Annotated in this window: 21 protein-coding genes; 15 read left to right on the forward strand and 6 right to left on the reverse strand. The window is 60.8% G+C overall.

Annotation, left to right across the window (positions count from 1 at the left end):
* Window positions 1-22 precede the first annotated feature (22 nt).
* Window positions 23-238, reverse strand: a complete 216-nt coding sequence (locus TBK1r_RS08255; protein ID WP_145208837.1) for a hypothetical protein — start codon at window positions 236-238, stop codon at window positions 23-25.
* A gap of 276 nt (window positions 239-514) precedes the next feature.
* Between TBK1r_RS08255 and TBK1r_RS08260 the strand changes: the two genes are divergently transcribed.
* From TBK1r_RS08260 to TBK1r_RS08310, 11 genes are all read left to right on the forward strand, one after another.
* Window positions 515-943 (forward strand): type II secretion system protein, encoded by a 429-nt coding sequence (locus tag TBK1r_RS08260; protein ID WP_145222282.1) that lies wholly within the window; start codon window positions 515-517, stop codon window positions 941-943.
* 82 nt (window positions 944-1,025) lie between these two features.
* The gene (locus tag TBK1r_RS08265) at window positions 1,026-1,517 is read left to right on the forward strand and encodes a response regulator (RefSeq protein WP_145208838.1); all 492 of its coding nucleotides are present in this window, start codon (window positions 1,026-1,028) and stop codon (window positions 1,515-1,517) included.
* Window positions 1,510-3,030 carry a PAS domain-containing sensor histidine kinase gene (locus TBK1r_RS08270; RefSeq protein WP_145208841.1) on the forward strand — a complete coding sequence of 507 codons (1,521 nt, stop codon included), beginning with the start codon at window positions 1,510-1,512 and terminating at the stop codon, window positions 3,028-3,030. The genes TBK1r_RS08265 and TBK1r_RS08270 overlap by 8 nt, the downstream gene beginning before the upstream one ends.
* Before the next feature lie 16 nt (window positions 3,031-3,046).
* Complete coding sequence (locus tag TBK1r_RS08275; RefSeq protein WP_145208843.1) at window positions 3,047-3,379, forward strand: STAS domain-containing protein; 333 nt, start codon at window positions 3,047-3,049, stop codon at window positions 3,377-3,379.
* An 18-nt stretch (window positions 3,380-3,397) separates the two neighbouring features.
* Complete coding sequence (locus TBK1r_RS08280) at window positions 3,398-5,233, forward strand: GspE/PulE family protein (protein ID WP_145208845.1); 1,836 nt, start codon at window positions 3,398-3,400, stop codon at window positions 5,231-5,233.
* 31 nt (window positions 5,234-5,264) lie between these two features.
* Window positions 5,265-6,497, forward strand: coding sequence for a type II secretion system F family protein (locus TBK1r_RS08285; RefSeq protein WP_419581123.1), 1,233 nt, complete (start codon window positions 5,265-5,267; stop codon window positions 6,495-6,497).
* 174 nt (window positions 6,498-6,671) lie between these two features.
* Entirely contained in the window at window positions 6,672-7,784 is a 1,113-nt protein-coding gene (locus TBK1r_RS08290; protein ID WP_145208849.1) for a hypothetical protein, read from the forward strand.
* Window positions 7,781-8,554: a hypothetical protein gene (locus tag TBK1r_RS08295; RefSeq protein WP_145208851.1), complete on the forward strand. Its 774-nt coding sequence runs from the start codon at window positions 7,781-7,783 to the stop codon at window positions 8,552-8,554. Before TBK1r_RS08290 ends, TBK1r_RS08295 begins: the two co-directional genes overlap by 4 nt.
* Window positions 8,551-9,246, forward strand: coding sequence for a hypothetical protein (locus TBK1r_RS08300; RefSeq protein WP_145208853.1), 696 nt, complete (start codon window positions 8,551-8,553; stop codon window positions 9,244-9,246). The genes TBK1r_RS08295 and TBK1r_RS08300 overlap by 4 nt, the downstream gene beginning before the upstream one ends.
* Entirely contained in the window at window positions 9,236-9,772 is a 537-nt protein-coding gene (locus TBK1r_RS08305) for a hypothetical protein (RefSeq protein WP_145208855.1), read from the forward strand. The genes TBK1r_RS08300 and TBK1r_RS08305 overlap by 11 nt, the downstream gene beginning before the upstream one ends.
* Before the next feature lie 151 nt (window positions 9,773-9,923).
* A complete protein-coding gene (locus tag TBK1r_RS08310; protein ID WP_419581124.1) occupies window positions 9,924-12,461 on the forward strand; it encodes a hypothetical protein in 2,538 nt (845 codons plus the stop codon).
* Window positions 12,462-14,155: 1,694 nt separating this feature from the next.
* Here TBK1r_RS08310 and rimO read toward each other — a convergent pair.
* Together rimO and TBK1r_RS08320 are read right to left on the reverse strand one after the other, a co-directional pair.
* Window positions 14,156-15,577: a 30S ribosomal protein S12 methylthiotransferase RimO gene (gene rimO, locus TBK1r_RS08315; protein ID WP_145208859.1), complete on the reverse strand. Its 1,422-nt coding sequence runs from the start codon at window positions 15,575-15,577 to the stop codon at window positions 14,156-14,158.
* Between the two features lie 209 nt (window positions 15,578-15,786).
* Window positions 15,787-17,007: a prenyltransferase/squalene oxidase repeat-containing protein gene (locus TBK1r_RS08320; protein ID WP_145208861.1), complete on the reverse strand. Its 1,221-nt coding sequence runs from the start codon at window positions 17,005-17,007 to the stop codon at window positions 15,787-15,789.
* A gap of 213 nt (window positions 17,008-17,220) precedes the next feature.
* Between TBK1r_RS08320 and TBK1r_RS08325 the strand changes: the two genes are divergently transcribed.
* The gene (locus tag TBK1r_RS08325; RefSeq protein WP_145208863.1) at window positions 17,221-17,796 is read left to right on the forward strand and encodes a hypothetical protein; all 576 of its coding nucleotides are present in this window, start codon (window positions 17,221-17,223) and stop codon (window positions 17,794-17,796) included.
* Here TBK1r_RS08325 and TBK1r_RS08330 read toward each other — a convergent pair.
* From TBK1r_RS08330 to TBK1r_RS08340, 3 genes are all read right to left on the reverse strand, one after another.
* Window positions 17,781-18,272 (reverse strand): thioredoxin family protein, encoded by a 492-nt coding sequence (locus tag TBK1r_RS08330; protein ID WP_419581125.1) that lies wholly within the window; start codon window positions 18,270-18,272, stop codon window positions 17,781-17,783. The genes TBK1r_RS08325 and TBK1r_RS08330 overlap by 16 nt on opposite strands.
* A 522-nt stretch (window positions 18,273-18,794) precedes the next feature.
* Window positions 18,795-19,385 (reverse strand): ATP-dependent Clp endopeptidase proteolytic subunit ClpP, encoded by a 591-nt coding sequence (gene clpP, locus TBK1r_RS08335; protein ID WP_145208865.1) that lies wholly within the window; start codon window positions 19,383-19,385, stop codon window positions 18,795-18,797.
* A 53-nt stretch (window positions 19,386-19,438) separates the two neighbouring features.
* Entirely contained in the window at window positions 19,439-20,098 is a 660-nt protein-coding gene (locus TBK1r_RS08340; RefSeq protein ID WP_145208867.1) for a ClpP family protease, read from the reverse strand.
* A gap of 452 nt (window positions 20,099-20,550) precedes the next feature.
* On the opposite strand from TBK1r_RS08340, the gene yacG reads away from it, so the two are divergent.
* The 3 genes from yacG (at window position 20,551) to TBK1r_RS08355 (ending at window position 23,011) form a co-directional block, all read left to right on the forward strand.
* Window positions 20,551-20,748, forward strand: coding sequence for a DNA gyrase inhibitor YacG (gene yacG / locus TBK1r_RS08345; RefSeq protein ID WP_145208870.1), 198 nt, complete (start codon window positions 20,551-20,553; stop codon window positions 20,746-20,748).
* 112 nt (window positions 20,749-20,860) lie between these two features.
* Window positions 20,861-21,343, forward strand: a complete 483-nt coding sequence (gene greA, locus TBK1r_RS08350) for a transcription elongation factor GreA (protein ID WP_095740583.1) — start codon at window positions 20,861-20,863, stop codon at window positions 21,341-21,343.
* Window positions 21,344-22,324: 981 nt separating this feature from the next.
* Window positions 22,325-23,011 (forward strand): hypothetical protein, encoded by a 687-nt coding sequence (locus tag TBK1r_RS08355; RefSeq protein WP_145208872.1) that lies wholly within the window; start codon window positions 22,325-22,327, stop codon window positions 23,009-23,011.
* The last annotated feature ends 142 nt before the right edge of the window (window positions 23,012-23,153 follow it).

The raw sequence follows: 23,153 nt of genomic DNA on the forward strand, positions 1-23,153 counted from the left end.
TCGAACATGATGCCCGAGACCATTAGCAACTCAGGGGCCAACCGAACGTCGACAGATCCGGATCGATTCCGCCGGTCGGCCCATTGGCGTGTGATGATTCCGGCCAAAAGCGGCCAAATCGTGGTTCGATGCGGTCCTCCATCGCAACGCCACCCATTTCGACGCCCTTCCGGTTGGCGTCGACGGTCGGCCAATCGAATGTTGCTCCTGCGGTGCACACGATGCGTTCGGGCATCATGCCGGTTCCCCCCGTGCAACGCCTGTCGCATGACCGCCACCGGCGATCAATCATAACGGTGGTGCCGATCGCACAGCGGCGGGACACTCTGCAGGGTGGCCGAAAAAATCAGAAATCGCACACTCACGTCATCATTGCGACAAACCCGTCCTAGTTTTCAGTGCGTCACCAAGCGAGCCAGAGCACGAAACACGATCTCACGGGGAGTCGAGTGCTGGATCGCCGCTCACCACACCCTGCTGACGCTTCAGCAATCAACCAAAAAGGCAAACGGACATGACACGCAAAAAGCGTCAAGGTTTTTCTCTGATCGAGATGGTCATCGTCATTCTCATCTTGGGCATCATCGCAGCAGTCGCAGCACCACGGATGTTCGATACCGCCGAACAAGCGGAAATCAACACCACCCGTCAGCAATTGGCAGTGCTTCGCAACGCGATCGAAATGTACCGAGCGCAAGAAGGCAGCTATCCGGCCAGCGGAGATCTTAAAACGGCAATGGCGGACATGCTCAATGGCCCGTTTCCGGAGCCCACGATCGGCCCGGTTCGAGGGCTGTCGGATGTCTACTACGACACCACCACGACTTCCGCGCCGGTCGTCCCGGCACCCGACGGCACCAGCGGCTGGGCTTACAAACCTCACAACGGCAGCTTGAAACTGAACCTGGATCCGGCCGGAACCGACATCGGCAAGGATTGGTAGACCGGGTCGCCGTCCAGGCAACCCATTCGTTTTGCTTTCCAGATTCACGACACTTGAGCCAGCCTTTTGAGACTGTCTGACTATGCCCACCACACCGACCGTACTGATCATCGAAGATGACCCCGTCTTTCGGCGGGTGTTGAGCTTTACGGTTGCCAAAAGTGGGCTCGCCGTGGAAACCTGTTGCGATGGCGAATCCGGCTATCAGCGTCTGCTGCAAGGCGGCATCGATTTCATCGTGACGGACTTTCAGATGCCCGGCTGCGGCGGTGTCGAACTGCTTCAGCGGCTCGACGAACTGTCCGATTACCAACGACCGCCGGCGATTCTCTGCACCGCCAAAGGGTTGGAACTTGACAGCGAAAAGTTGCGTCGAGATTTCCGACTCGCCTGCATCATGCACAAACCGTTTAGCCCGCGCAAATTGAGCGAGGTGATCCACCGACACCTCGAACAAGACGGCGGCGCGGATTCCGCTGCCAGTGTCCGGGCCGAACCCGAATTCCCCACCCTGCCGCCGTTGAGCCCGCTACCGGATATTTCTCAACCGTCCCAAGGCTGCGGAGATGCCTGATTCTCAATCGACAGCCGCGGTTGCCTCAGGCGAAGGCGCCTCCTCGGCGTCGGAGACCACCGCATCGTCACCGAATTCGAATGCCTCCGGCCGACTGTTGGTCACGACCAGGATCGGAATCCTGTTTTGCGTGACGGCATTGTGCGCGCTGCTGTGCGGCGTCGCGGCCAGCTCCCTTCCGCAACTGCGATCGTTCCAGTCCATCATGTGGGTGGCGACCGTCGCGGTTTGCTCGTTGAGCGGTTTGATGTCGATGCGATCGGTTCGCACGCTGCGGACCATCGAAACCGAATTGCTGCATAGCGGTGGCCAACCGGAACGTTGGAGAACGGTCCGCCCGATCATCGGCCAAGAAAAAATCACCGAGGCTTGGAACGAATTGCTGCGCGAAGCCGAATCGGGCTGCACCGCAAGCGACGAACGCGTTCCGGCCTCATTGGATCAAGAAGCGATCACGCTAGCCCGCGCGATGCGTGGGCTGCCGGCGGCCTGGGTGATCACGGACCTGGACGGCCGGTTGTTGTTCATCAGCCCGCCGGCATGCAGCCTGTTCAGTCTCACCGAAGACGCCAACCACATCGGACGCGATCTGTTGGACTTGTTGGGATTGCGAGCCGGCGACGACTCGGTGATCGCCAAACGCCAACGTTTGCTCAGCAACGTGCGCATGATCCAAGAACGCCATCAAGTCACGATGGCCGGGGAACGCGTTCACCTCCGCATCGCTCGATCCAGACTCGACGGCCGCAGCGGTGACGGCGAAGGGATGGCCTGGATTCTCACCGACGTCACGCAGCAAGAACTGGCGACCAAATCTCGCGACCAATTCCTGTTGACCGCCACCCACGAACTGCGGACCCCGCTGACCAACCTGCAAGCCTACGCCGAGGCGCTCGAGGCCGAAGACCAACTGGAAATCGATCAGCAAAAAGAGTTTTGCAACGTCATCGTTTCCGAAGCACATCGCTTGGGCCGCTTGGTCGACCAGTTGTTGACGGTCGGCCAAATGGAAGCCGGGTCGATGGTCGCCAACCGGCACGAGCTGGAACTGTTGCCGATGGTCGAATACGCCGCCGATCAGATGAAGGCCCAGGCCGAGCAGAAGCATCAACGACTGGTCACCGATTTCGCAGCCAAACTGCCGACCGTGTTCGGCGACCGCGACAAATTGCAGGCGGCGCTGGTCAATCTGGTCGGTAACGCCGTCAAATACACACCAACGGCCGGCGAAATCATCGTCCGCTGCGGTGTCCAAGACGACTGGGTTCGAATCGACGTCCAGGACAACGGGCCGGGGATCGAAACCGAAGAACAAGACAAGGTGTTTGACAAGTTCTTCCGCGGCAGCAATGCGGCCAATAGCGAACTGCGCGGCAACGGATTGGGGTTGGCGTTCGCTCGCGAAGTCGCGCGGATGCACGGCGGCGAAGTCGAATTGGAAAGCGAAGTCGGTCGTGGTTCCACGTTCATGATGCGTCTGCCCATCGGCGGCCATTCGCGCAGCGGCATCTAAACAAAGGCGTCTCACCATGGCCCGACTTGATAAACACGGCAGCGTCTACGTCGTTCGTTCCGAAGGACCGCTTCGCGCCGAATCGATCGGCCCGATCGGAGAAATGATCGGCAGCAAACTGACCGGCGGTGTCCCCGCCATCGTCGTCGATTTCAGCGACACCCCGCTGATCGACAGCCGCGGATTGGAATGGCTGCTCGGACTCAGCGAAGAATGCTGCCGACGTGGCGGATGTCTGCGGCTGTGCAACGTCGGCGAACTCTGCGACGACCTGTTGCGGATCACCGGTGTCGGAGCCCACATCGAAACGTTCCCCGATCTGACGACCGCCCTCGGCAGTTTTGCCTAACCGGAGGATTCGATAGCGATGAAAACGATTTCGAACCCGTCCTCCGACGCCGCCGGTCTCGGCCCGCCGCGGATCGTGCAACCGTCCCGCCGCCCCGGCGCCGAACACGGCGTGGTACCGCTGGGAAGCCGCTTGATCGAAGCCGGTTTGATCCGCGAAGACCAATTGGAAACCGCCTTGGCCCACCAGGCCAGCGAAGAAGACCGGTTGCAGGCCCTGGCCGCACAGGAGGGCACCGAATCGATCGGCCGCGTCAAACGGAAACACTTCAAACGACTCGGCGAAGTCGTGGCGGAACTGGGCTTGGTCGATGAAGCCAGCTTGCTGCCCATGCTCGGCGAACAACTGGGCGTTGAAGGCGTCAAGCTGCGCGAAGGGCTGATCGACCCGACCGCCGTGACGCTGATCCCCCGCGAAGAAGCCGAACGCTACCGCGTGCTGCCCTTGATGCGCGTCCGCGATGAGTTGACCGTCGCGATGGCCGACCCCCAGGATCTGGCAGCGATCGACGCGCTGAGCGACATCAGCGGATGCCGCATCCGACCAGTGCTGACCCTGGCCAGCGGCATCGAAAGGCTGCTGCCACGCTGCTACGAAGACGACTTCGCCGTCGATTCGGTGACCGCGGATCTGGACGTCGAACAGCTGGAAATCGATGCCGAAACGATCGACTTGGACCTGCACGGCACGCAACAGTTGGCCGAAGGCAGCCCGGTCATCAACCTGGTCAACTACGCGATCATCCAGGCCGTTCGTCAAGGCGCCAGCGACATCCACATCGAAGCCGGCAAGAAGTTCACGTCGATCCGCTTTCGCATCGACGGCGCGCTCCGCGAAGTCATGAAACCGCGCAAAGAAATGCACGCGGCGATCGTTTCGCGGATCAAGGTCATGGCAAAACTGGACATCGCCGAACACCGGCAACCCCAGGACGGGCGACTGCACGTGCGAATCAGCCGCCGCGATGTAGACCTCCGTGTCAGCACGCTCCCCACCGTGCTCGGCGAGAAAGTCGTGATGCGGGTGCTCGATCGCAATAGCGTCACCTTCGACCTCAATTCGCTCGGGCTGCCCAACACCTCGCTGACCTCCGTCCGCCGCATGCTCTCACGACCGCACGGTTTGGTGCTGGTGACCGGACCGACCGGCAGCGGTAAAACCACGACACTCTATTCGGCCATCGAACTGATCAAAGGCATCGAACGGAACGTGATCACGGTCGAAGATCCGGTCGAGTACCAACTGGAATTGATCAACCAGGTTCAAGTCGCCAAAGAAACCGGGATGACGTTCGCCCAAGCGCTGCGGAGCATCTTGCGGCAAGACCCCGACGTCATCATGGTCGGTGAAATCCGTGACCGCGAGACCGCCGAGACCGCGATCCAGGCGGCGCTGACCGGGCACCTGGTCCTGAGCACCTTGCACACCAATGACAGTGCCGCCGCGATCACGCGTTTGATGGACATGGGCATCGAGAGTTTCAAAATCGCCGCCAGCCTGGTCGGTGTGATCGCGCAGCGTTTGATGCGAAACCTGTGCCCGCATTGCAAGGAAACCTACTACCCGTCGACCAAGATGCTGGAAGAACTGCATTACGTCGGTGACCCGCGTCAGGGGTTTGCCCGCAGCCGTGGCTGTGGCGAGTGCTACGAGTCGGGCTATCGCGGCCGATCGGGCGTTTACGAGTTGTTCGAAATGAATCCTGACATTCGCACGCTGATCAACGACGGTGCGGACCTGGAAACTCTGCGTCGCTCTCGGACCGGCCCGTCGTTGCTGAGCGAAGGGATCGAATTGGCAAAGAACAAGGTGACCAGTTTGGAAGAGGTCGGACGCGTGGCACTGGTCGATTGAAATCATGAAGGCGTTCACCCCACTCCCTACCGTGCCGAGCGAACGAGAAGACCTGTCCGGTTTTCCCGCGCCGCCCTCGTCGTCCACACGCGGTGCACGCGGTTCGGCCGACACGGGGTATCGCGGAAACCGAAATCAGGCCGCCGGCCATTCCACCGGCCATTCCGCCGTCGTGGCGTTACCCTCGCCGGCTCGCCAAGCGGGATCCGGCGGTATCTTCCTGTTCCCGGTTTCGTCTTCGACGGTGTTATTGAGCTTGAACCAACTGGCCGTGATGAGTCAAAACGGTGTCGAGATCGCTGAAGCGGTCGGCCACGTCGCGGACCATTGCCAGGACCCGCGTCTGGCCGAGTCCCTCGATGCGATCTACCAGGCGCTCAGCGGGGGCAGCCGATTTTCCAGTGCCGTCGCGGCACACGGGCAATACTTTCCCGCCTCGTTGCCGCCGATGCTCGCCGCGGCCGAAGCGACCGGCGACGTCCCGCAAACCCTCGGCAACGTTGTCGAACGGATGCGAGGCGAATTGGAGATGCGGGCGTCGATCATCGGCGCGATGATCTATCCGGTGATCTTGATCGCCGCCGCCTCGGTCGTGATGACCGCACTGATTCTCGGTGTGCTGCCCCAATTCGGACGCGTGTTCGAATCCACCGGACGGCCCGTTCCGGCGTCGACACAATTCTTGTTGGACGTCGGCACCTTCGGTCGGGAGTACTGGATGGTTCTGTTTCCCGTCGGCATCGCCGGAATCGTGGCGCTAGTCATGCTCCGCAAGCACCCCTTGATCCAAGGACCGATCGGCAAACTGTTGCTGTACGCACCGATGATCAAAGATGCCTATCGCCCATTGATCGCCGGTCGATACTTTCGCACCATCGCGGCGATGGTCCGCGGCGGCGTCCCGATGTTGCAAGCGGTACGGCTGACTCGCGATACCGTGCAAGACCGTTCCTGGCACGATCTGCTCGATCGTGTCGAAGCCAACCTGATCGATGGGCTCAGCGCCAGCGACGCGTTGGCGACGGCAGACTTCCTGCCGACCGAAGCGACCCAGATGATGGCGACCGGCGAACGAACCGGGCGTGTCGCAGAAGTCCTCGACGACATCGGCCGCTTCTATGAACAAGAAGGCGGGCGAAAAATCAAACGGCTGGTCATCGCACTCGAACCGGTGATCATCCTGGTGATGGGTGTCTTTGTCGCCGGTATCGTGATGTCGGTGATGCTACCGTTGCTGGACGTTTCGACCATCCAGGGCGGCTGACGGATCCGAATCTGCCAATTGCAACGACAACACTAGTCCCCATCGCGTGTGGACTGGTTCGGCCCGGGGACACGGGCTTGCATTCGTTTGAACAGTCTGTCTCCGTAACGTACATCCATGGTGCCGAGTCTTGATGCGGATTCTGGGCCGGCCCTTCCACGATGCTTCCCTGTCATGACGTCCAACCAGTCTCTCACCTCGCAGATTCGGCCAAGCGTAAAACAGCGCGCGCCGGCGATGACGTTTTGGCGGCGATCGAGACAGTTTACGCAAAACGGCACGGCCTACATCGGGATCGACATCGGCGAACAAAACGTGCGAGTGGCGACATTACGCTCCTCCAACCGTCCGTCGGATGAACACGCATGGGTCAACCGTCATCAATTTGCATTGCCGACCGATCGCGACCAAGAGATGACGCCGCAGTGGTTGCAGGGAGTCCTGACGGCGATCAAACAGCGGCTGCCACGCTGTATCGAAGGGGAAACCAACGTCGCGGCCATCGCGTTGCCGATCGCCTGGACGCACTACCAAACCGTCGTCGGCAACGACATTCCCCAGATCCGTCAACGCTGTAGCGAAATGTTCGGCCAATCGGTGTTCCAAAGCGCCGCACACCTGTGCCATTGGCCGGTCGTGGGTGTCCATCACGGTCACCCCTGTGGAGACGATCAATACGTGATCGCCGCCACGGCAGAACGGACCGCCTGTCAGGTCACCGACATTGCCAGCGTCAATGGTTACAACGTTCAATCAATCCTACCGCACGGCGTCGCCCTGGCCCACGCCGCGGAATCCTTAACCGGCATCGATGCCCAAGCGGTGCTATGGCTCAGTCACGCCTCGGTGCTGATCGCGGTGCGTCACCAGACGGGCGTCGGTTTGACACGGACACTTCCTTCACTGCCCGAGCAGATCTTGGAATCGGACCAACCCGATCGGCCGCTCGATGCGCATGCCTTGCGTCCCTACCTGAGTGACATCGCGACCGAATTCAAGGCGACCGCCCGCTATGCCGCCCGCGCCGACATGGGCGGCGTCTCCGGTAAACCGATTTTGATCGCCGGGCCGCTGGCGGAAATCCAGGGGGTCGACGAGATCATCGCCACACTGACTGAAACCCCCGTCGCGATTTGGTCCTACAGCGGTGCCCAGCGCCCCACGCCCTTGGCCAAGCACCTCGATCGCGACGTCGAATTCGTCCGTCGACTCGATTCGTCCTACGCCGGTGCTCTCTCGCTGGCGTGGGCCGCGGCGCGCTGTTCCAGCCGAGGTTACGGACGATGATGCAACTGGAACAACACGCCACCACCGAGCGTGATGATCTCGGAAATGTCGGCATCGATTTTGTCCCCGAACCCTCCGACGCGATGGCGCCGATGCCATGGCCGCCGGAAGAATCAACGCCGCCGGTGCCCTGTGAAAATGTGATCGACAGTCTGGGCGGCTGGCAGGACTTCGAGTTGATGCCGCCACGCTACCGCTCCCGACGTCATGCCGAACAGGCCTTTCAGAAATGGTCAGTCGTGCTGCTGGTGCTCTTATCGATCACCATCGGATCGTCCGTCACGCTGTGGCTGCGCGGCCGTCAGACCATCGCCAAGAACGCCGTGCTGGTCGAACAAGCCCAGCCGATCGCTGAACTTCAACGCGCCACCCGTCTGCTGGAAACCGAAAACGTGCTGTTGGAAAAATGGTGCACTTGGGTCGAATCGGCAAAACCCGACGACAGCGTGGCGCAGGTGCTGGGCGCCGTGACGCGAGCGACACACCCCGGCCCCAAGGTCCCGGTGACGCAACATCTCGATGTGCAGTCGATCGAAATCAAATTGCCACTCGAATATGACCTGTCACTGAAAGAGCCACCGTCCTGGGCAGTGCCTCGAGTCTCGCTGGCCGTGGTCGCCAACAGCCGTGATGTCTTGATGCCGTGGAACGATCGCCTGGAAAAATCCGGCCGCTTGCAAGACGTCCAACTGAACACGCCCGCTGGCGCATGGCGCGAAGCCCTGATTCAAGTCTCCGCTCAGCCGCTCTCGTCGACGTTGGTGCCATGAAAAACCCAATTCATCTCCATCGGTCCAAGACGGGCTCGGGTGCCGAGTCGTCTTCGCTCCTGCGCTGGGTCAGCACGCCGCTGCGGTGCCACGTCGTCTGTGGAATCATCGCCTCGGGGTTGATCGCGTTGGCGAGCACGATTTGGATCTATCCCGAAATCTTGGCCGCCGACCAACCCTACCGCCCACAGCAAATCGCCGAAGCGATCGAATTGATCTCCAGTCGCAATCGCCTGCAGAATCAATTCAATCAAGCCGATCAACGTCGACGCCTGACCCAGCAGCGTATCGAACAGATCGCGGCGTGGTTGCCACAAGACCGTTCTTGGGAAAACGTTCGCTCGAGCTTACAAAACGAAGCCGCAGCCTGTGATGTGCAGTTGATAGCGTTGGATCGTGGTCGCCCTCATCAAGGAGAACGAATCGCGGTGCTGGAAGCGGAATGTGAAATCCGAGGGTCCTATCCGGATGTCTGCCGATTCTTGCAACGGATCGTTGCCGCCGACTTACCGATCTGGTGCGACGAGATCCGTCTCGTTCGCGCCGACCGAGACCATCACGCCGCGGCGACACACGACGGTAACCCGGCCCCGGTCCGATGTCTCGCCACCGTTTCGATGCGCATCCCCTCGGCAGGGAAAGACACGACCGCCGCAAAATTGCTAAAGCGGAGGAGCGACCATGAAACCTGACCCAAGCGGCTCCGCCGGCCCGCGACCACGTGCGGCTGCACCCAACGACGCAAAAAAGAAGAAACAACTTGCCCTAGTCGCCTTCCTGCTGACGGTGCTGTTGATCGCGTTGGTTTGTTCCTCATCGGATACCTCGCCAACCGGCGACGGTGCGACCTCCGTCAAAACGTCATTGGTCTCCCTCAAGCCACCTTCCGAGCGGAACCAGGAAAGCGACCAGGACGAATTGATGGAGCATCTCGTCACGGCCGTCGTACTGCCCGCACTGAGCTACGACGAAATCACCGCGACGGATCTGTTTCGCGGTGCGGCAATCGAAGTCGTTCAAACCACCCCCGAACCGACTTCGCCGCAAGCCGAGTCCCAATCGACCGTCGAATACACCCTGGGCGCCGTCTACGGGGCGTATGATGGAACCGACCGAAAAGCACTGATCGATGGGCAAATCGTGCGATCAGGTGAAAAACTGGAAACCGGCGTCGTGGTCCTCCAGGTCTCCGATGAGGGGGTCGAAGTCGCTCCCTAGGGCTTCGACAATTCTCCCTAATTGGATCAAGTTCCCAGGATTTGCTTCGCTGTCGCGCGTCAGAGGCCGATACGACAACAATGTTAGTCTGTGCCGATTGTGTCGGTTGTTCGGATTTTCAGTTCATCCAATGTGCAAGGAAGCTCTCCGGATGCGGATTTTGTCTCTGGCGATCATCGGAACCCTCTGCCTGGGGATGATGCCGTGTGCGCAAACCGCGGATTCCAAAGACGACCGCGCAAGCAACATCGCGGCGGCCGAAGCTGGCGGCCCCCGACCTGCTCGTCTGCCGGAAAAATCCAGCGACACCGCGTGCGAGAACCCGCCGGCGCTGCTGCTCCGCGGGAAATCCAAAACCGTGCTGCAAGCAGAAAACGCTGCGACCGGCGTTTTCCAAGTCGACATGGCGACCGCCCATCAATTGTTTGCCCTGCCTGCAGAGATCGATGCCTCGGCGATTCAACTGGTCGCACCGTCTGACGATCTTCCCCAGGGACCGGTCGCCCTGGTGGCGTTCGAATCCACCGAGTCCTCGTCTGCTGCCGATTCAGCTTCGTCTGACGACTCAACGTCGCCTGCAACCGAACCGTCACAGTGGCGGCTTCGCGGGCGATCACAGTCGTCATCGCAGCACGACAACGCTCCGCTCACCGCACTGCCTTCGCCGCCGACCGACGTGAAACCGCTCACCGACTCGGCCGACCCATCCTCCGTCGATCCATCCAACACCCAGGCCGACACACCGCACGTGGCGGCGGGCATCCGGCCTGCCACCCGCCAGCGAAAGACCACCGGTGCATCAAGAATTGCCTCAATCGTCGGCAAGACACCGATCGCACTGCCCGTCCCCAATCGCCCCAGCGACGTTCGCTCCTCGGGGCACACCTCACTCCCAACGGCAACGTCCGCCGGCACGACCCAACGTCGGCAAACCGCGCTTTCACCGCAACGCATTCCAGACGCCCTGCGTCCCGTGGCCTCGGCGCGGTTGATCGCCGCCCCCGACCCGGTCGGGACGATGCCACAACCGCTCAAGCCGATCGCCGCGCGTGCGACCTACACACCGATGGCGCCGTCCCACCCGACCGACATCGGCAATCTGCAATCGCTCCACGTCGCCGCTTCATCGACAGATCAACGATCCACCGCGGCGAACACGACCGATCGCCGCGGGAGCATCGACTACGTCGTCCATCATGCCGAACCAGACGCCGCGCAACGACGTGACGTTCAGATCGCGGACCTGATTGTCGGCTCGCTTCCGCAATCGACTCGTCGGGTCGCCCAAGTCGGTGCCGAATCCGACAGCGCCGAGTCTGACGAGGCCAAAGACCCTGCTGTTCCGGCGGAGTTGCCCCAGCCGGCGGCGGACCGAAAAGGGTTCGCAATCCCATTGAAACCGGCTCCTGGCACCGATCGCGCGACGCTGGAAAAGCACGCCGACCTGGTCACGCTGATCGCCAACGATGCCGACTTGCGCAGCGTGCTGCGGATGATCGCCGATCACCACAAATTGAACCTGGTGATCGGCCCAGACGTCAATGGTCCGGTGACCGTCAGCATCCGCGGCGCTCGGCTGGACGAAGTGCTCGATGCCATCCTGGGTGTCGCGGGATTTCATTGGCATCGCTCGGACAACCTGCTTTATGTCACCGGAGCCGACTCGGCGGCGCTGGATCGCAAAGTCCAAGGACGCAGGCTTCAGGTCTACCCGCTCAACTACGTGGCGGCCACCGATGTCCAATCGGTCGTGACCGGGCTGCTGTCACCGGTCGGCAAGGCGTACACCAGCGAAGCCGATCAATTAGATCAACTGAAGACACGGGAGCTGTTGATCGTCGAAGACAACGAAGCGGGACACCAGCGGGTTTCGCAGTACATCGCCCAAGTCGATATTCCGCCACGGCAGGTGTTGGTCGAAGCCCACGTGCTACAAATTGACTTGAACGACGAAGAACGACACGGTGTGAATCTGCGTGCCTTGGCGCGGGTCTCGGGCGCCAAAGTCCTTTTGGAAGGATCGGGATTCGCCGAAGAGAACCCCGACGGCCCGTCGCTGGCTTTCCGAATCGATGGCACCGACATCGGCCATTTGATCGAAGCGATTCACGTCAACACCAACTCACGCACCCTGGCCTCGCCCAAGGTCAGTGTGGTCAACCGGCAAACCGCCAAGGTGCAAATCGGGCAACGATTGCCCTACGCCGTAGCCACCACCACGCAAACCGCGACGATTCAAAATGTCCAGTTCTTGGACGTCGGAATCGTCTTGGAAGTCACACCCGTGATCACCCAAGACGGCAACATCCTGATGACGGTCCTGCCCAAGGTCTCCGGCGGGAAGATCACCGAAAGCGGTTTCCCCGAAGAAGACACCACGCAAGTTTCCACGACGGTGCTGATGCCCGACGGCAGCGGGCTGGTGATCGGAGGACTGATCCGCGAAACCGATTCCCAGAGCGAAGCCAACATTCCGCTCGTTGGCAACATTCCCGTCATCAAACGGATGTTCAACAAACGCGCCGTCGAATCCCGACGCAATGAATTGGTCGTCGCCCTGGTCACCCACATCATGCACGACCCCAATCCGGTCCGCGAAAAAGAATGCCTGGACCTGCAAAAAGCCCTGCCCCCGCACGCGGCCCGCGAGCTGCACTATTCACCCGAGATTCGTTACTCGAATCATTGATCGGCCACACGCAGGTGTCCATCCCTCTGGCGCATCCCCAACGCGCTGCGAAGCAGCAACACGGGCGGCTAAAGCCTGCACACCAGCAACGTTGGTGTCCAGCCTTCAGGCGCATCCCCACGCGCTGCGAAGCAGCAAGACGAGGCGGCTGAAGCCTGCACACCAGCAACCGTTGGTGTCCAGCCTTCAGGCGCATCCCCACGCGCTGCGGAGCAGCAAGACGGAGCGGCTGAAGCCTGCACACCAGCAACGTTGGTGTCCAGCCTTCAGGCGCTTCCCCCACGCGCTGCGAAGCAGCAAGACGGGCGGCTGAAGCCTGCACACCAGCGCACGTTGGTGTCCAGCCTTCAGGCGCATCCCCGTGCGCTGCGAAGCAGCAAGACCGGCGGCTGAAGCCTGCACACCAGCAACCGTTGGTGTCCAGCCTTTAGGCGCATCCCCACGCGCTGCGAAGCAGCAAGACGGGCGGCTCAAGCCGGCACACCAGCAACCGTTGGTGTCCAGCCTTTAGGCGCATCCCCACGCGCTGCGAAGCAGCAAGACGGGCGGCTAAAGCCGGCACACCAGCAACCGTTGGTGTCCAGCCTTCAGGCGCATCCCAACGCGCTGCGGAGCAGCAAGCTGGGCGGCTGAAGCCTGCACACCAGCAACGTTGGTGTCCAGCCTTCAGGCGCATCCCCCACGCGCTGCGAAGCAGCAAGACGGGCGGCTCAAGCCGGCACACCAGCAACGTTGGTGTCCAGCCTTTAGGCGCATCCCCACGCGCTGCGAAGCAGCAAGACGGGCGGCTCAAGCCGGCACACCAGCAACCGTTGGTGTCCAGGCTTCAGGCGCATCCCCACGCGCTGCGAAGCAGCAAGACGGGCGGCTAAAGCCTGCACACCAGCAACGTTGGTGTCCAGCCTTTAGGCGCATCCCCACGCGCTGCGAAGCAGCAAGCTGGGCGGCTCAAGCCTGCACACCAGCAACCGTTGGTGTCCAGCCTTCAGGCGCATCCCCTCGCGCTGCTTAGCAGCAAGACCGGCGGCTAAAGCCGGCACACCAGCAACCGTTGGTGTCCAGCCTTCAGGCGCATCCCCACGCGCTGCGGAGCAGCAAGATGGGCGGCTGAAGCCTGCACACCAGCAACCGTTGGTGTCCAGCCTTCAGGCGCATCCCCACGCGCTGCGAAGCAGCAAGACCGGCGGCTGAAGCCTGCACACCAGCGCACGTTGGTGTCCAGCCTTCAGGCGCATCCCCCACGCGCTGCGAAGCAGCAAGACGGGCGGCTCAAGCCGGCACACCAGCAACCGTTGGTGTCTAGCCTTCAGGCGCATCCCCACGCGCTGCGAAGCAGCAAGACGGGCGGCTGAAGCCTGCACACCAGCAACCGTTGGTGTCTAGCCTTCAGGCGCATCCCCCACGCGCTGCGAAGCAGCAAGACGGGCGGCTCAAGCCGGCACACCAGCAACCGTTGGTGTCCAGCCTTCAGGCGCATCCCCCATGCGCTGCGAAGCAGCAAGACCGGCGGCTGAAGCCTGCACACCAGCGCACGTTGGTGTCCAGCCTTTAGGCGCATCCCCTCGCGCTGCGAAGCAGCAAGACGGAGCGGCTAAAGCCTGCACACCAGCAACGTTGGTGTCCAGCCTTTAGGCGCATCCCCTCGCGCTGCGAAGCAGCAAGATGGGCGGCTAAAGCCTGCACACCAGCGCGGTTCAGCTGCCCACTGGCGCGGCGACCAAGTCATAACCTTGGCTGGCGACGATCTCACATTCGACGATGTCGCCGACTTGCGGCTCGGAGCCTGATTCGACACCACTGACGTAGACCACCCCGTCGATCTCGGGCGCTTCCGAACGGGTTCTGCCGATCCAGACCCCGTCTTGCTCTTCAAACTTGGAGTCGATGATCACGTCATCGAGTGATCCGACGCGAGCCGCGTTCCACTGAAACGCGATCTGCTGCTGGACGGCCATCAAGTCACTCATCCGCCGCTCGGCGATCTTGGCGGGCACTCGGTTGGGCAACTTGGCCGCCGGCGTGTCTTCTTCGACGGAATAAGTGAACACGCCCAGATGCTCAAAGTGTTGCTCGGCGACGAAGTCGACCAACTGCTCGAAATCATCTTCGGTCTCACCCGGGAATCCCGTGATCATTGTCGTCCGCATCACCAGGGATCGGATTCGTTCGCGCAAACGCCCCACAATCTCTTCCTGCAGCGAACGCGTCGTCTTACGGGACATGCGTTTCAACATCGCGTCACTGGCGTGCTGCAACGGCATGTCGATGTACGGCAAAATCCGCTCGGCTCCGGCCAACGTTTCCACCAACCGGTCGTCGATGTACATCGGATAGAAATACATCAAACGGATCCAATCGATCGAATCGATCTTGTCCAATTCCGTCAGCAATTCGGTCAGCTTCGGCGTGCCATAGAGATCCTTGCCGTAGTACGTCGTGTCTTGAGCAACGATGACGACTTCGCGAACGCCACTGTCCCCCAGCCGTTTCGCTTCATCGACCACTTGTTCAATCGGCTTGCTGTAGTGTTTGCCGCGCATCTTGGGGATCGCGCAAAACGTGCACAGCCGATCGCATCCTTCGCTGATCTTGAGGTAAGCAAAGTGGCGTGGCGTGACGGCCGAACGAACCGCATCGGAAAGCGGCCGGATCGGCGCGGGACGAAAGACCCGCTGTTGTTCTTGAATACCGCTCCTTAGTCGGTGGGCCACGTCCACGATATCGTTGCGTCCAAAGACGCCGACCATCGCATCAATCTCCGGACGCGCCTCCAACAACTTGCCCTGCTGACGCTCGGCCAAACATCCCGTCACGACCACTCCGCGAATCTTGCCCTGGCGTTTCAGGTCCAACATTTCATCGATCGCACCGAGCGACTCTTCGCGTGCCGAGTCGATGAACCCGCAGGTGTTGACGACGACAAAATCCGCCGCATTCACGTCGCCCACCATCCGGTACCCGTCCTGGTCCAGACGCCCGAGCATCTGCTCGGTGTCGACCAAGTTCTTGGGACAGCCCAACGAAACCACGGCGTAGCTGCCGCGCGCATCCGACCCCCCCTCCTGCGGTGCGGGGACCGGGGCGGAATCAGATAAATTGACGACGGGAAGTTGCATTGAATTCAGGGTAAAAGGCTGATGGGGCATTCAATCGCTGGACGCAGCCGATCGAAGCGAACCATTGGAACCGAATTCCTCCAAACGAGCAAATGGTTCAGGGGACAGGAACGCAACTCGGTCACGCCGTGCGGGACGATTGGCATCCACAGCAGGCCCGACCGAGACGGACGGCAAGCCCCACACAAGCCCCCCGGCTGCCAGATCACTCATTCGCGGCAATATTTCAGCGCCAGCAGCGCGTAGGCCGTCACCAGGTTGCGGTTGCCTTCCATCCACCGGTCGTTGCCGTCATTGACCCAAGACCCGTCGGCCTGTTGGGCGTTGATCAAGGTTGCGGCGAGTTCGCGTCTCCAATTGTGATTTTCGCCATCCGCATCGGTCAGCACGCGGATGTCGGCCGCCGCCAAGGCCTTGCCGAAGGTGTGGTAGTAGTAATACAGCCCGGCTTTGCCCATCCCCGGATTTTCGTCCAGCGAATAGGTCTTTTGGATGAAGTCCATGGCGGCCGCGACGCGTGGATCGTCGTCGGTCAGGCCGGCATAGATCATGCTCTTCAGCCCCGCGTAGGTCATCGAGCCGTAGCTGCGAAGCGCCCCGCCGTTGTCCCCGTCTTCGCTGTCGCCGTCTTCGCTGACGACCTTGGTTTCACCGCCGGCGGCCGGCGTGTAGTAAAACCCGCCGTCGCCGATCTTGTCGGCATGCTCGGTGTCGTTTCCGTGGCCGGCCAAGTTTTGCGTCCGGCTGATGAATCGCAGCGCCTTTTGGATCGCTTCGTCGTCCGCGTCGTTGCCCAAGTCTTTCAGGGCATCGACCAAGAAGGACGTGTTGGACAAATCGGGACGAGCGTGTTTGCCGTAGCCCGCACCGCCATAGGCCGTGTCCGACGACTCCACGCCTTCACCCTCGTCCCACTGAATCTCCTTCAAATACGCTTCGGCGCGGTTGAGTTGACTTTCGTAGCGCTTGTCGCGATTGGCTGCGACCAAGGCGCCCACGGCAACGGACGTTTCATAGTTTCGGTACATCGATCCCGTCGCGTGGATCCCACCGCTGGGACGAACGTTGTCCAGAATGAACTGAATCGCTTTCTGGACGACTGGCGAATCGACGTCGGTGGGGTGATGCTCCAGAATCGCTCGGACACACAGCGACGTCACCGCCACGCCAGTCTCCGGGCTGAACGCACCGTCGCCGGTCTGGCCGCGATTCTTTAAAAACCCGATCGCCAACTCGACACTCTTGTCGATCGCCGCGTTGGTCTGCTCCGGTGTCTGAAATTCCGCCACCTCGCCCTGGGTCGCGTTCCCCTGCGACGCCACGTCGTCCCCGGTGACCCCCGACGGCAGCAATGCGACGCCGACCAGGAAAGCTGGGATCAGTCCGGAAACAACAGCGCGTGACCCTTTTGAAACGTCGGAGAGATGCATCCCGGTTCGAACCCCTAACAGTGGAAGGTGGGCGGTGGGCGGTTTGAACGTCACAACCGCTGCGATGACGATAGCTTACGCCCCATTTTACGCTCCAGGCGGACAAGCGTGCAGGTCTCTCGGCCGAGAGTGACGAACGAAGCCCTGGGGGCCACACCCTGACTGCCGGTGACGAAACGGCCATTCGTCACACTTCCTCCAAACCGTCGTCCGATGCCACCGACCGTTACCCCAACACCGTTGCAACGAAAGATCACGGGCGGCGCGAGGATTCGCCGCCGGCCGATCGCATCGGCGCCTCGTCCGCTCGCGGTGGGCACGGGAGCGATCGCACGTGACCACAACGATTCGATCGCCGGCGGTGCAACTGCAACGACCGCAAACCGACCGGGCGTTGCACCACCCACCTTGTTCCGCCTCAAGACGCTGCGTCACCCCACGCGTGCCGAACAACGGCTCGCCACGCTACAGGTTCGGCGGCGATCGCCCGCTGACGGCCGACCTGGAACCGCAGATCAAAACGAGGTGATCCTGCGAATCGATCCTCCGCAGCCCGCCGGAACAGTGCAATCGGCTGACCGCAACGCTCCGGTCAATGCTCCCGTCAACGCATCACCCAAACCGCCCGCTCGGCCGAAAGACCTGTTCCCCGATCACACCGGCGACTTGATCGCCAGCCTCAGCCAGTGGTCCCTTCGGCTCGATCGACGCGAAGCCGAATTGGATCGGCGTGAACGTGAATTGAACCAGCGATTGCGGTTATTGCGGCAACATCAGTTCGCCGATTGATCGGCCGCACCCAACAACTGGTGCAGCGCACCGGGCGGCTGATAACCGACCTTGTGGGCGAGGACCTTGCCATCGGGATGCCCGATCAACGTGGTCGGATAGGCCGGCACGTCGATGCGTCGCAGGACGTCAGCGTTACGATCCGGTGACAGACGAATCGCGACGAACCCGTTCTTCAATCGGCTTCGAATCGTGCCATCGGTCCAAGTATCACGTTTCATCGCGTCGCAATAGCGACATCGACTGGAGGTGATGAAGATCACCATCGGCCGGCCCGACTGTTTGGCCGCGCGCCAGCCGGCATCAAGATCCTCGTGCCATTGGATCGCCGATTCCGCCGAGGAGACGGTGTGTCCGACCGGGTGGGGATAATTGCCGACAAGATCAGCCGCATGGGCTGTGCAATGAGAGACGGCGAACAGGACGACGATCGCCAAAAGGGCATACTGCCCTGTGCAAACCATGAATCGTTTCACGGCGGAGCTCTGTGGTGATGAGGAAAACGGCGTAGAAAAGTCCGAATGGGCAAATTCTAACGCGTCTGTTCATCAACCACAGGAAGTATCCACAACACCCGCCAAACAGCGGGGCAACAAGTGAAGCGGTCGATTCGCTATTAAAGTGAAGTTACCCTCCCTTTGGGCATTGGTATCTACGCAAGTCGCTTCTTGCCCAAAGGGCATGCATATCCGTAGCCTGGGGCAAGCAAACCGAGCATTTGCGAGGGTTGCGCCGCCCCAGGAACCTCATCGCAATGAGGTGAAATTTGGCCAACGGCCATGGACAACCTTCGCGTTTGACGAGGCATTTGTGTATGGCCGCCGGCCAACCCCTCTCGTTCTCGTTTGGGGACCTTGGGCGATGCCCAAGGCTATGGATGTAAACGGCCGTTGGCCGAAACCATCCACTCAAAACCGATCTGACATGCAAAAGATGTGTAGACACAATGCCCTTTGGGAGGGTCGCGAAGGCTATCCCACTCTGCTTCGCTCGCCCGTTTAGGCTTCGCCGGCGCGTTTGACGACCTTGTCGATCAAGCCGTACTCGCGGGCCTCTTCGGCGCTCATGAAGCGGTCACGATCGGTGTCCGTTTCAATTTTTTCCAGCGAGTGGCCGGTGTGATCGATCATGATTTCGTTCATGCGTTTCTTGATCCGCCGCAGTTCTTCGACGTGGATCTCGACCTCCCGCGCGGTGCCTTGCATGCCGGCGAGCGGCTGGTGAATCATGATCCGCGCGTTGGGCAGCGCGTAGCGTTTCCCGGCGGCACCGGCGGTCAACAGCACGGCGCCCATCGACGCGGCTTGACCGATGCAGTAGGTAGCGACGTCACAGGAGACGAATTGCATGGTGTCGTAGATCGCCATGCCGGCGGTGATGCTTCCACCGGGGCTGTTGATATACAGGTGGATGTCCGCCTTGGGATCGTCGCTCATCAGGAACAGCATCTGAGCGACGAGCGAGTTGGAGATCTGGTCATCGACTTGTTGACCGAGAAAGATGATTCGGTCTTTCAGCAGTCGGCTATAGATGTCGTAAGTGCGTTCTTCGCGTCCGCTCTTTTCAACGACGTAGGGAATCAGTGGCATATCGGTATTCTTGGTTAGTTGGACGGGAGAGGGAAAACGAGACGGGCGACGGCTCAGTTGGCGTCTTCGTCTTCGTCTTCGACCGGCGGCTTGGTCAGGATATCGTCGACCAATCCGTACTCTTTGGCTTCGTTGGCCCCTAAAAAGAAATCGCGATCGGTGTCTTCGGCGATTTTTTCGACCGGCTGTCCCGAGTGGCTGGCGATGATCTGGTTCAGCACATCGCGATAGCGGAACATTTCGGCCGCTTGGATTTCGATGTCGCTGACCTGTCCGCCGACGCCGCCCATCGGCTGGTGCATCATCACGCGGCTGTTGGGCAGACAGTACCGTTTGCCTTTGCTGCCGCCGACCAACAAGACGGCCGCCCCGCTGCAGGCTTCACCGACGCAGTACGTCGCGACCGGGCACGAGAGAATCTGCATCGTGTCGTAAATCGCCAACGTCGCGGTGACGCTTCCGCCGGGAGAATTGATGTAGAAATGAATGTCTTTGCGGCGATTTTCGCTCTGCAAGTACAGCAACTTCATCACCAACTCGTTGGCGTTGCCGTAGTGGATTTCGCCCTGCAAAAAGACAATGCGATTTTCAAGCAGCAAATCCCCGAGCGTCAGTTGACGCTGGCGTTGGTAACTCTGGTAGGCGTGGCTACCGGAAATCGGGTTACCGGAGAGCTGGCTCGCGGCAAGCGGGTGCGTTAACGGTGAATCCATAAAGTGTCTTTGGGAGTTAAAAGCAACGAAATCGCATCGGGATCAGACCGAACAATCGATGCGTCGGCCTTTCAATGACCGCTTAGTGTTCGCATCTGGGGAGAATCTGACAAGACCAGTGCCTCCGACCGCAAGGTCAGTCTGCACGTTCAGGCCGACACCGGTCGCATCGGACCGGTTACGCCAGTCGGTTGCAAATCGGATACCAAACCGCAGCGGGCGTCGCAAGATTCACTATCTTGACATTTTGCCGTCACACTGGCATCAATAGCATGTCGCGGCGAATTTCCTCCTGCCAAGCTGGCATGTGACCGAAGCTGTCGACGACGCGCCAGAGCACTTCGACTCCATTAGAATTCTGGACCAAGCCCGTTCCGAACACTCGTTCAGACGTGACGCGCCGAGCCCCCTCCTGCGGTGTCACCTCCTGCATTCCCCCTCAAATCCGTCCCATGCCCAACGAACCCCGTGACAAATCGAAGTGTCCGACCTGCGGAAAACGCTTTCGGATGGACGAAACCAATGCCCCGCCGTTCTGCTGCGAGCGCTGTCGGCTGATCGATTTGGGCCGCTGGCTGGACGAGGACATCGGCCTGCCATTCGAATCCGACGAATCGCCCAAGACGATCGACCCGGACCTGACGCGTTAAAGACCTTTACATTAACGAAGAAAGCGGCAAAACTACCCAAACAAGCAACGAAGCCTTTCCCGCCGTCTGGGTGGGGAAGGTTTCTTTTTTTCAGTGACCCGTGGAGAGTGTGATGGTTGAATCGGTGCCGATGACCCGAGAGGGATACAACAAGATCAAAGCCGAAATCGAGCATCTTGATCGCGAAGTGATGCCCGAGATCGCCGACAAGATCGCCCTGGCGCGCGAAGAAGGCGACTTGAAGGAAAACGCGGAATACCACGCCCAGCGTGAAAATCAAGGCAAGGTCCAAGCGCGGATCAATCTGCTCAAAGACAAACTCGCCCGCGCCACGATCGTCGACATGTCGGAACTGCCCCGCGACGAAGTCGTCTTCGGCTGCACCGTCACGGTCGAAGACCAGGACGACGGCATGGAAGAGGAATTCACGTTCGTCGGCGCCGGAGAAGACGACTACAAGTCCGGCAAGATCCTGGTCACCAGCCCGATCGGCAAAGGTCTGATCGGAAAAAAGGTCGGCGAAATTGCCAAGATCGAAGTCCCCGCCGGCATGATGACGCTGAAAGTCATCAAAATCGAGTTCCCCGACGTCTAACGTCTGTTCGCTGTCGGTTTCGCTGCTCCGCAGCGAAACCGGGCGGCTAAAGCCTGCACACCAGCAACCGTTGGTGTCCAGCCTTCAGGCGCATCCCCACGCGCTGCGAAGCAGCAAGACGGAGCGGCTAAAGCCTGCACACCAGCAACGTTGGTGTCCAGCCTTCAGGCGCATCCCCACGCGCTGCGAAGCAGCAAGACGGAGCGTCTGAAGCCTGCACACCAGCAACCGTTGGTGTCCAGCCTTCAGGCGCATCCCCACGCGCTGCAAAGCAGCAAGACGGAGCGGCTAAAGCCTGCACACCAGCAACGTTGGTGTCCAGCCTTCAGGCGCATCCCCACACGCTGCGAAGCAGCAAGACGGGGCGGCTCAAGCCTGCACACCAGCAACCGTTGGTGTCCAGCCTTTAGGCGCATCCCCACGCGCTGCGAAGCAGCAAGACGGGGCGGCTGAAGCCTGCACACCAGCAACCGTTGGTGTCCAGCCTTTAGGCGCATCCCCACGCGCTGCGAAGCAGCAAGACGGGGCGGCTCAAGCCTGCACACCAGCAACCGTTGGTGTCCAGCCTTCAGGCGCATCCCCACGCGCTGCGGAGCAGCAAGACGGAGCGGCTGAAGCCTGGACACCAGCAACGTTGGTGTCCAGCCTTCAGGCGCATCCCCACGCGCTGCGAAGCAGCAAGACCGAGCGGCTAAAGCCTGCACACCAGCAACCGTTGGTGTCCAGCCTTTAGGCGCATCCCCACGCGCTGCGAAGCAGCAAGACGGAGCGGCTAAAGCCTGCACACCAGCAACCGTTGGTGTCCAGCCTTTAGGCGCATCCCCACGCGCTGCGGAGCAGCAAGACGGAGCGGCTGAAGCCTGCACACCAGCAACGTTGGTGTCCAGCCTTTAGGCGCATCCCCACGCGCTGCGAAGCAGCAAGACGGGGCGGCTCAAGCCTGCACACCAACCAACTCCCCTTCTTCCCCAAAGTCACCCCATGACCGCCGACGCCACCCAAGACCCCTCCGACGCGCCAGAGGACGAAGGGCCGGGCTGCATGCCGGCGATCCTGGCGTCGATGGTCTTGATGGGCATCGTCGGGTTCCTGACCTGCGGCGTGATGACGTGGCTGATTTTCGACAAGCAAGACGAATTGGCGTTGCGTTCGATGCGCGGCAGTTTCATTCCTGCGGTGGAGCAGAGTTTGCTCGAACCGGAAGAAAAGGCGGCGACGGTCAAATTGCTCAACACCTTTGCCGACGAACTCGAACGCGGCCGACTCGAAGGCTGGCAAGCCTCCGGCGTGATGCAACGCATGACCCGGTTGCCGGTGCTACAGTGGGGACAGATCCGCCGCATCGAAAAATTCGTCGATGATCATCCCGATCAGTTTTCCGCCGGCGATTCCCTGCAATTCGTCCGTTTGCGCAAAGGCGTGGAACGAAACAAGATCACCACCATTGACTTCGTTCATATCCTAACACCGGTGCTCCAGTCCGATCCCGGCAACGAGGAGGCTCAGTTGGTTGAACCGTTGACCGTCGATGCAGTCCGCGAAGTCGTCAAGCGGGCTCGAACCTCTGCCGACCGTGGCGAAATCGAACTGACCCCCAAAGATGACGTCGGCATCGATACGCTCGTCCGCCGCCAGATCGAAGCTGGAATCCAAAAGGGAACGTATTAGCAACCGTTGGTGTCCAGCCTTCAGGCGCATCCCCACGCGCTGCGAAGCAGCAAGACGGAACGGCTGAAGCCTGCACACCAGCAACGTTGGTGTCCAGCCTTCAGGCGCATCCCCACGCGCTGCGGAGCAGCAAGACGGAGCG

Origin of the sequence: Stieleria magnilauensis, assembly GCA_007753675.1 — a bacterium.
GTDB lineage: Bacteria > Planctomycetota > Planctomycetia > Pirellulales > Pirellulaceae > Stieleria > Stieleria magnilauensis.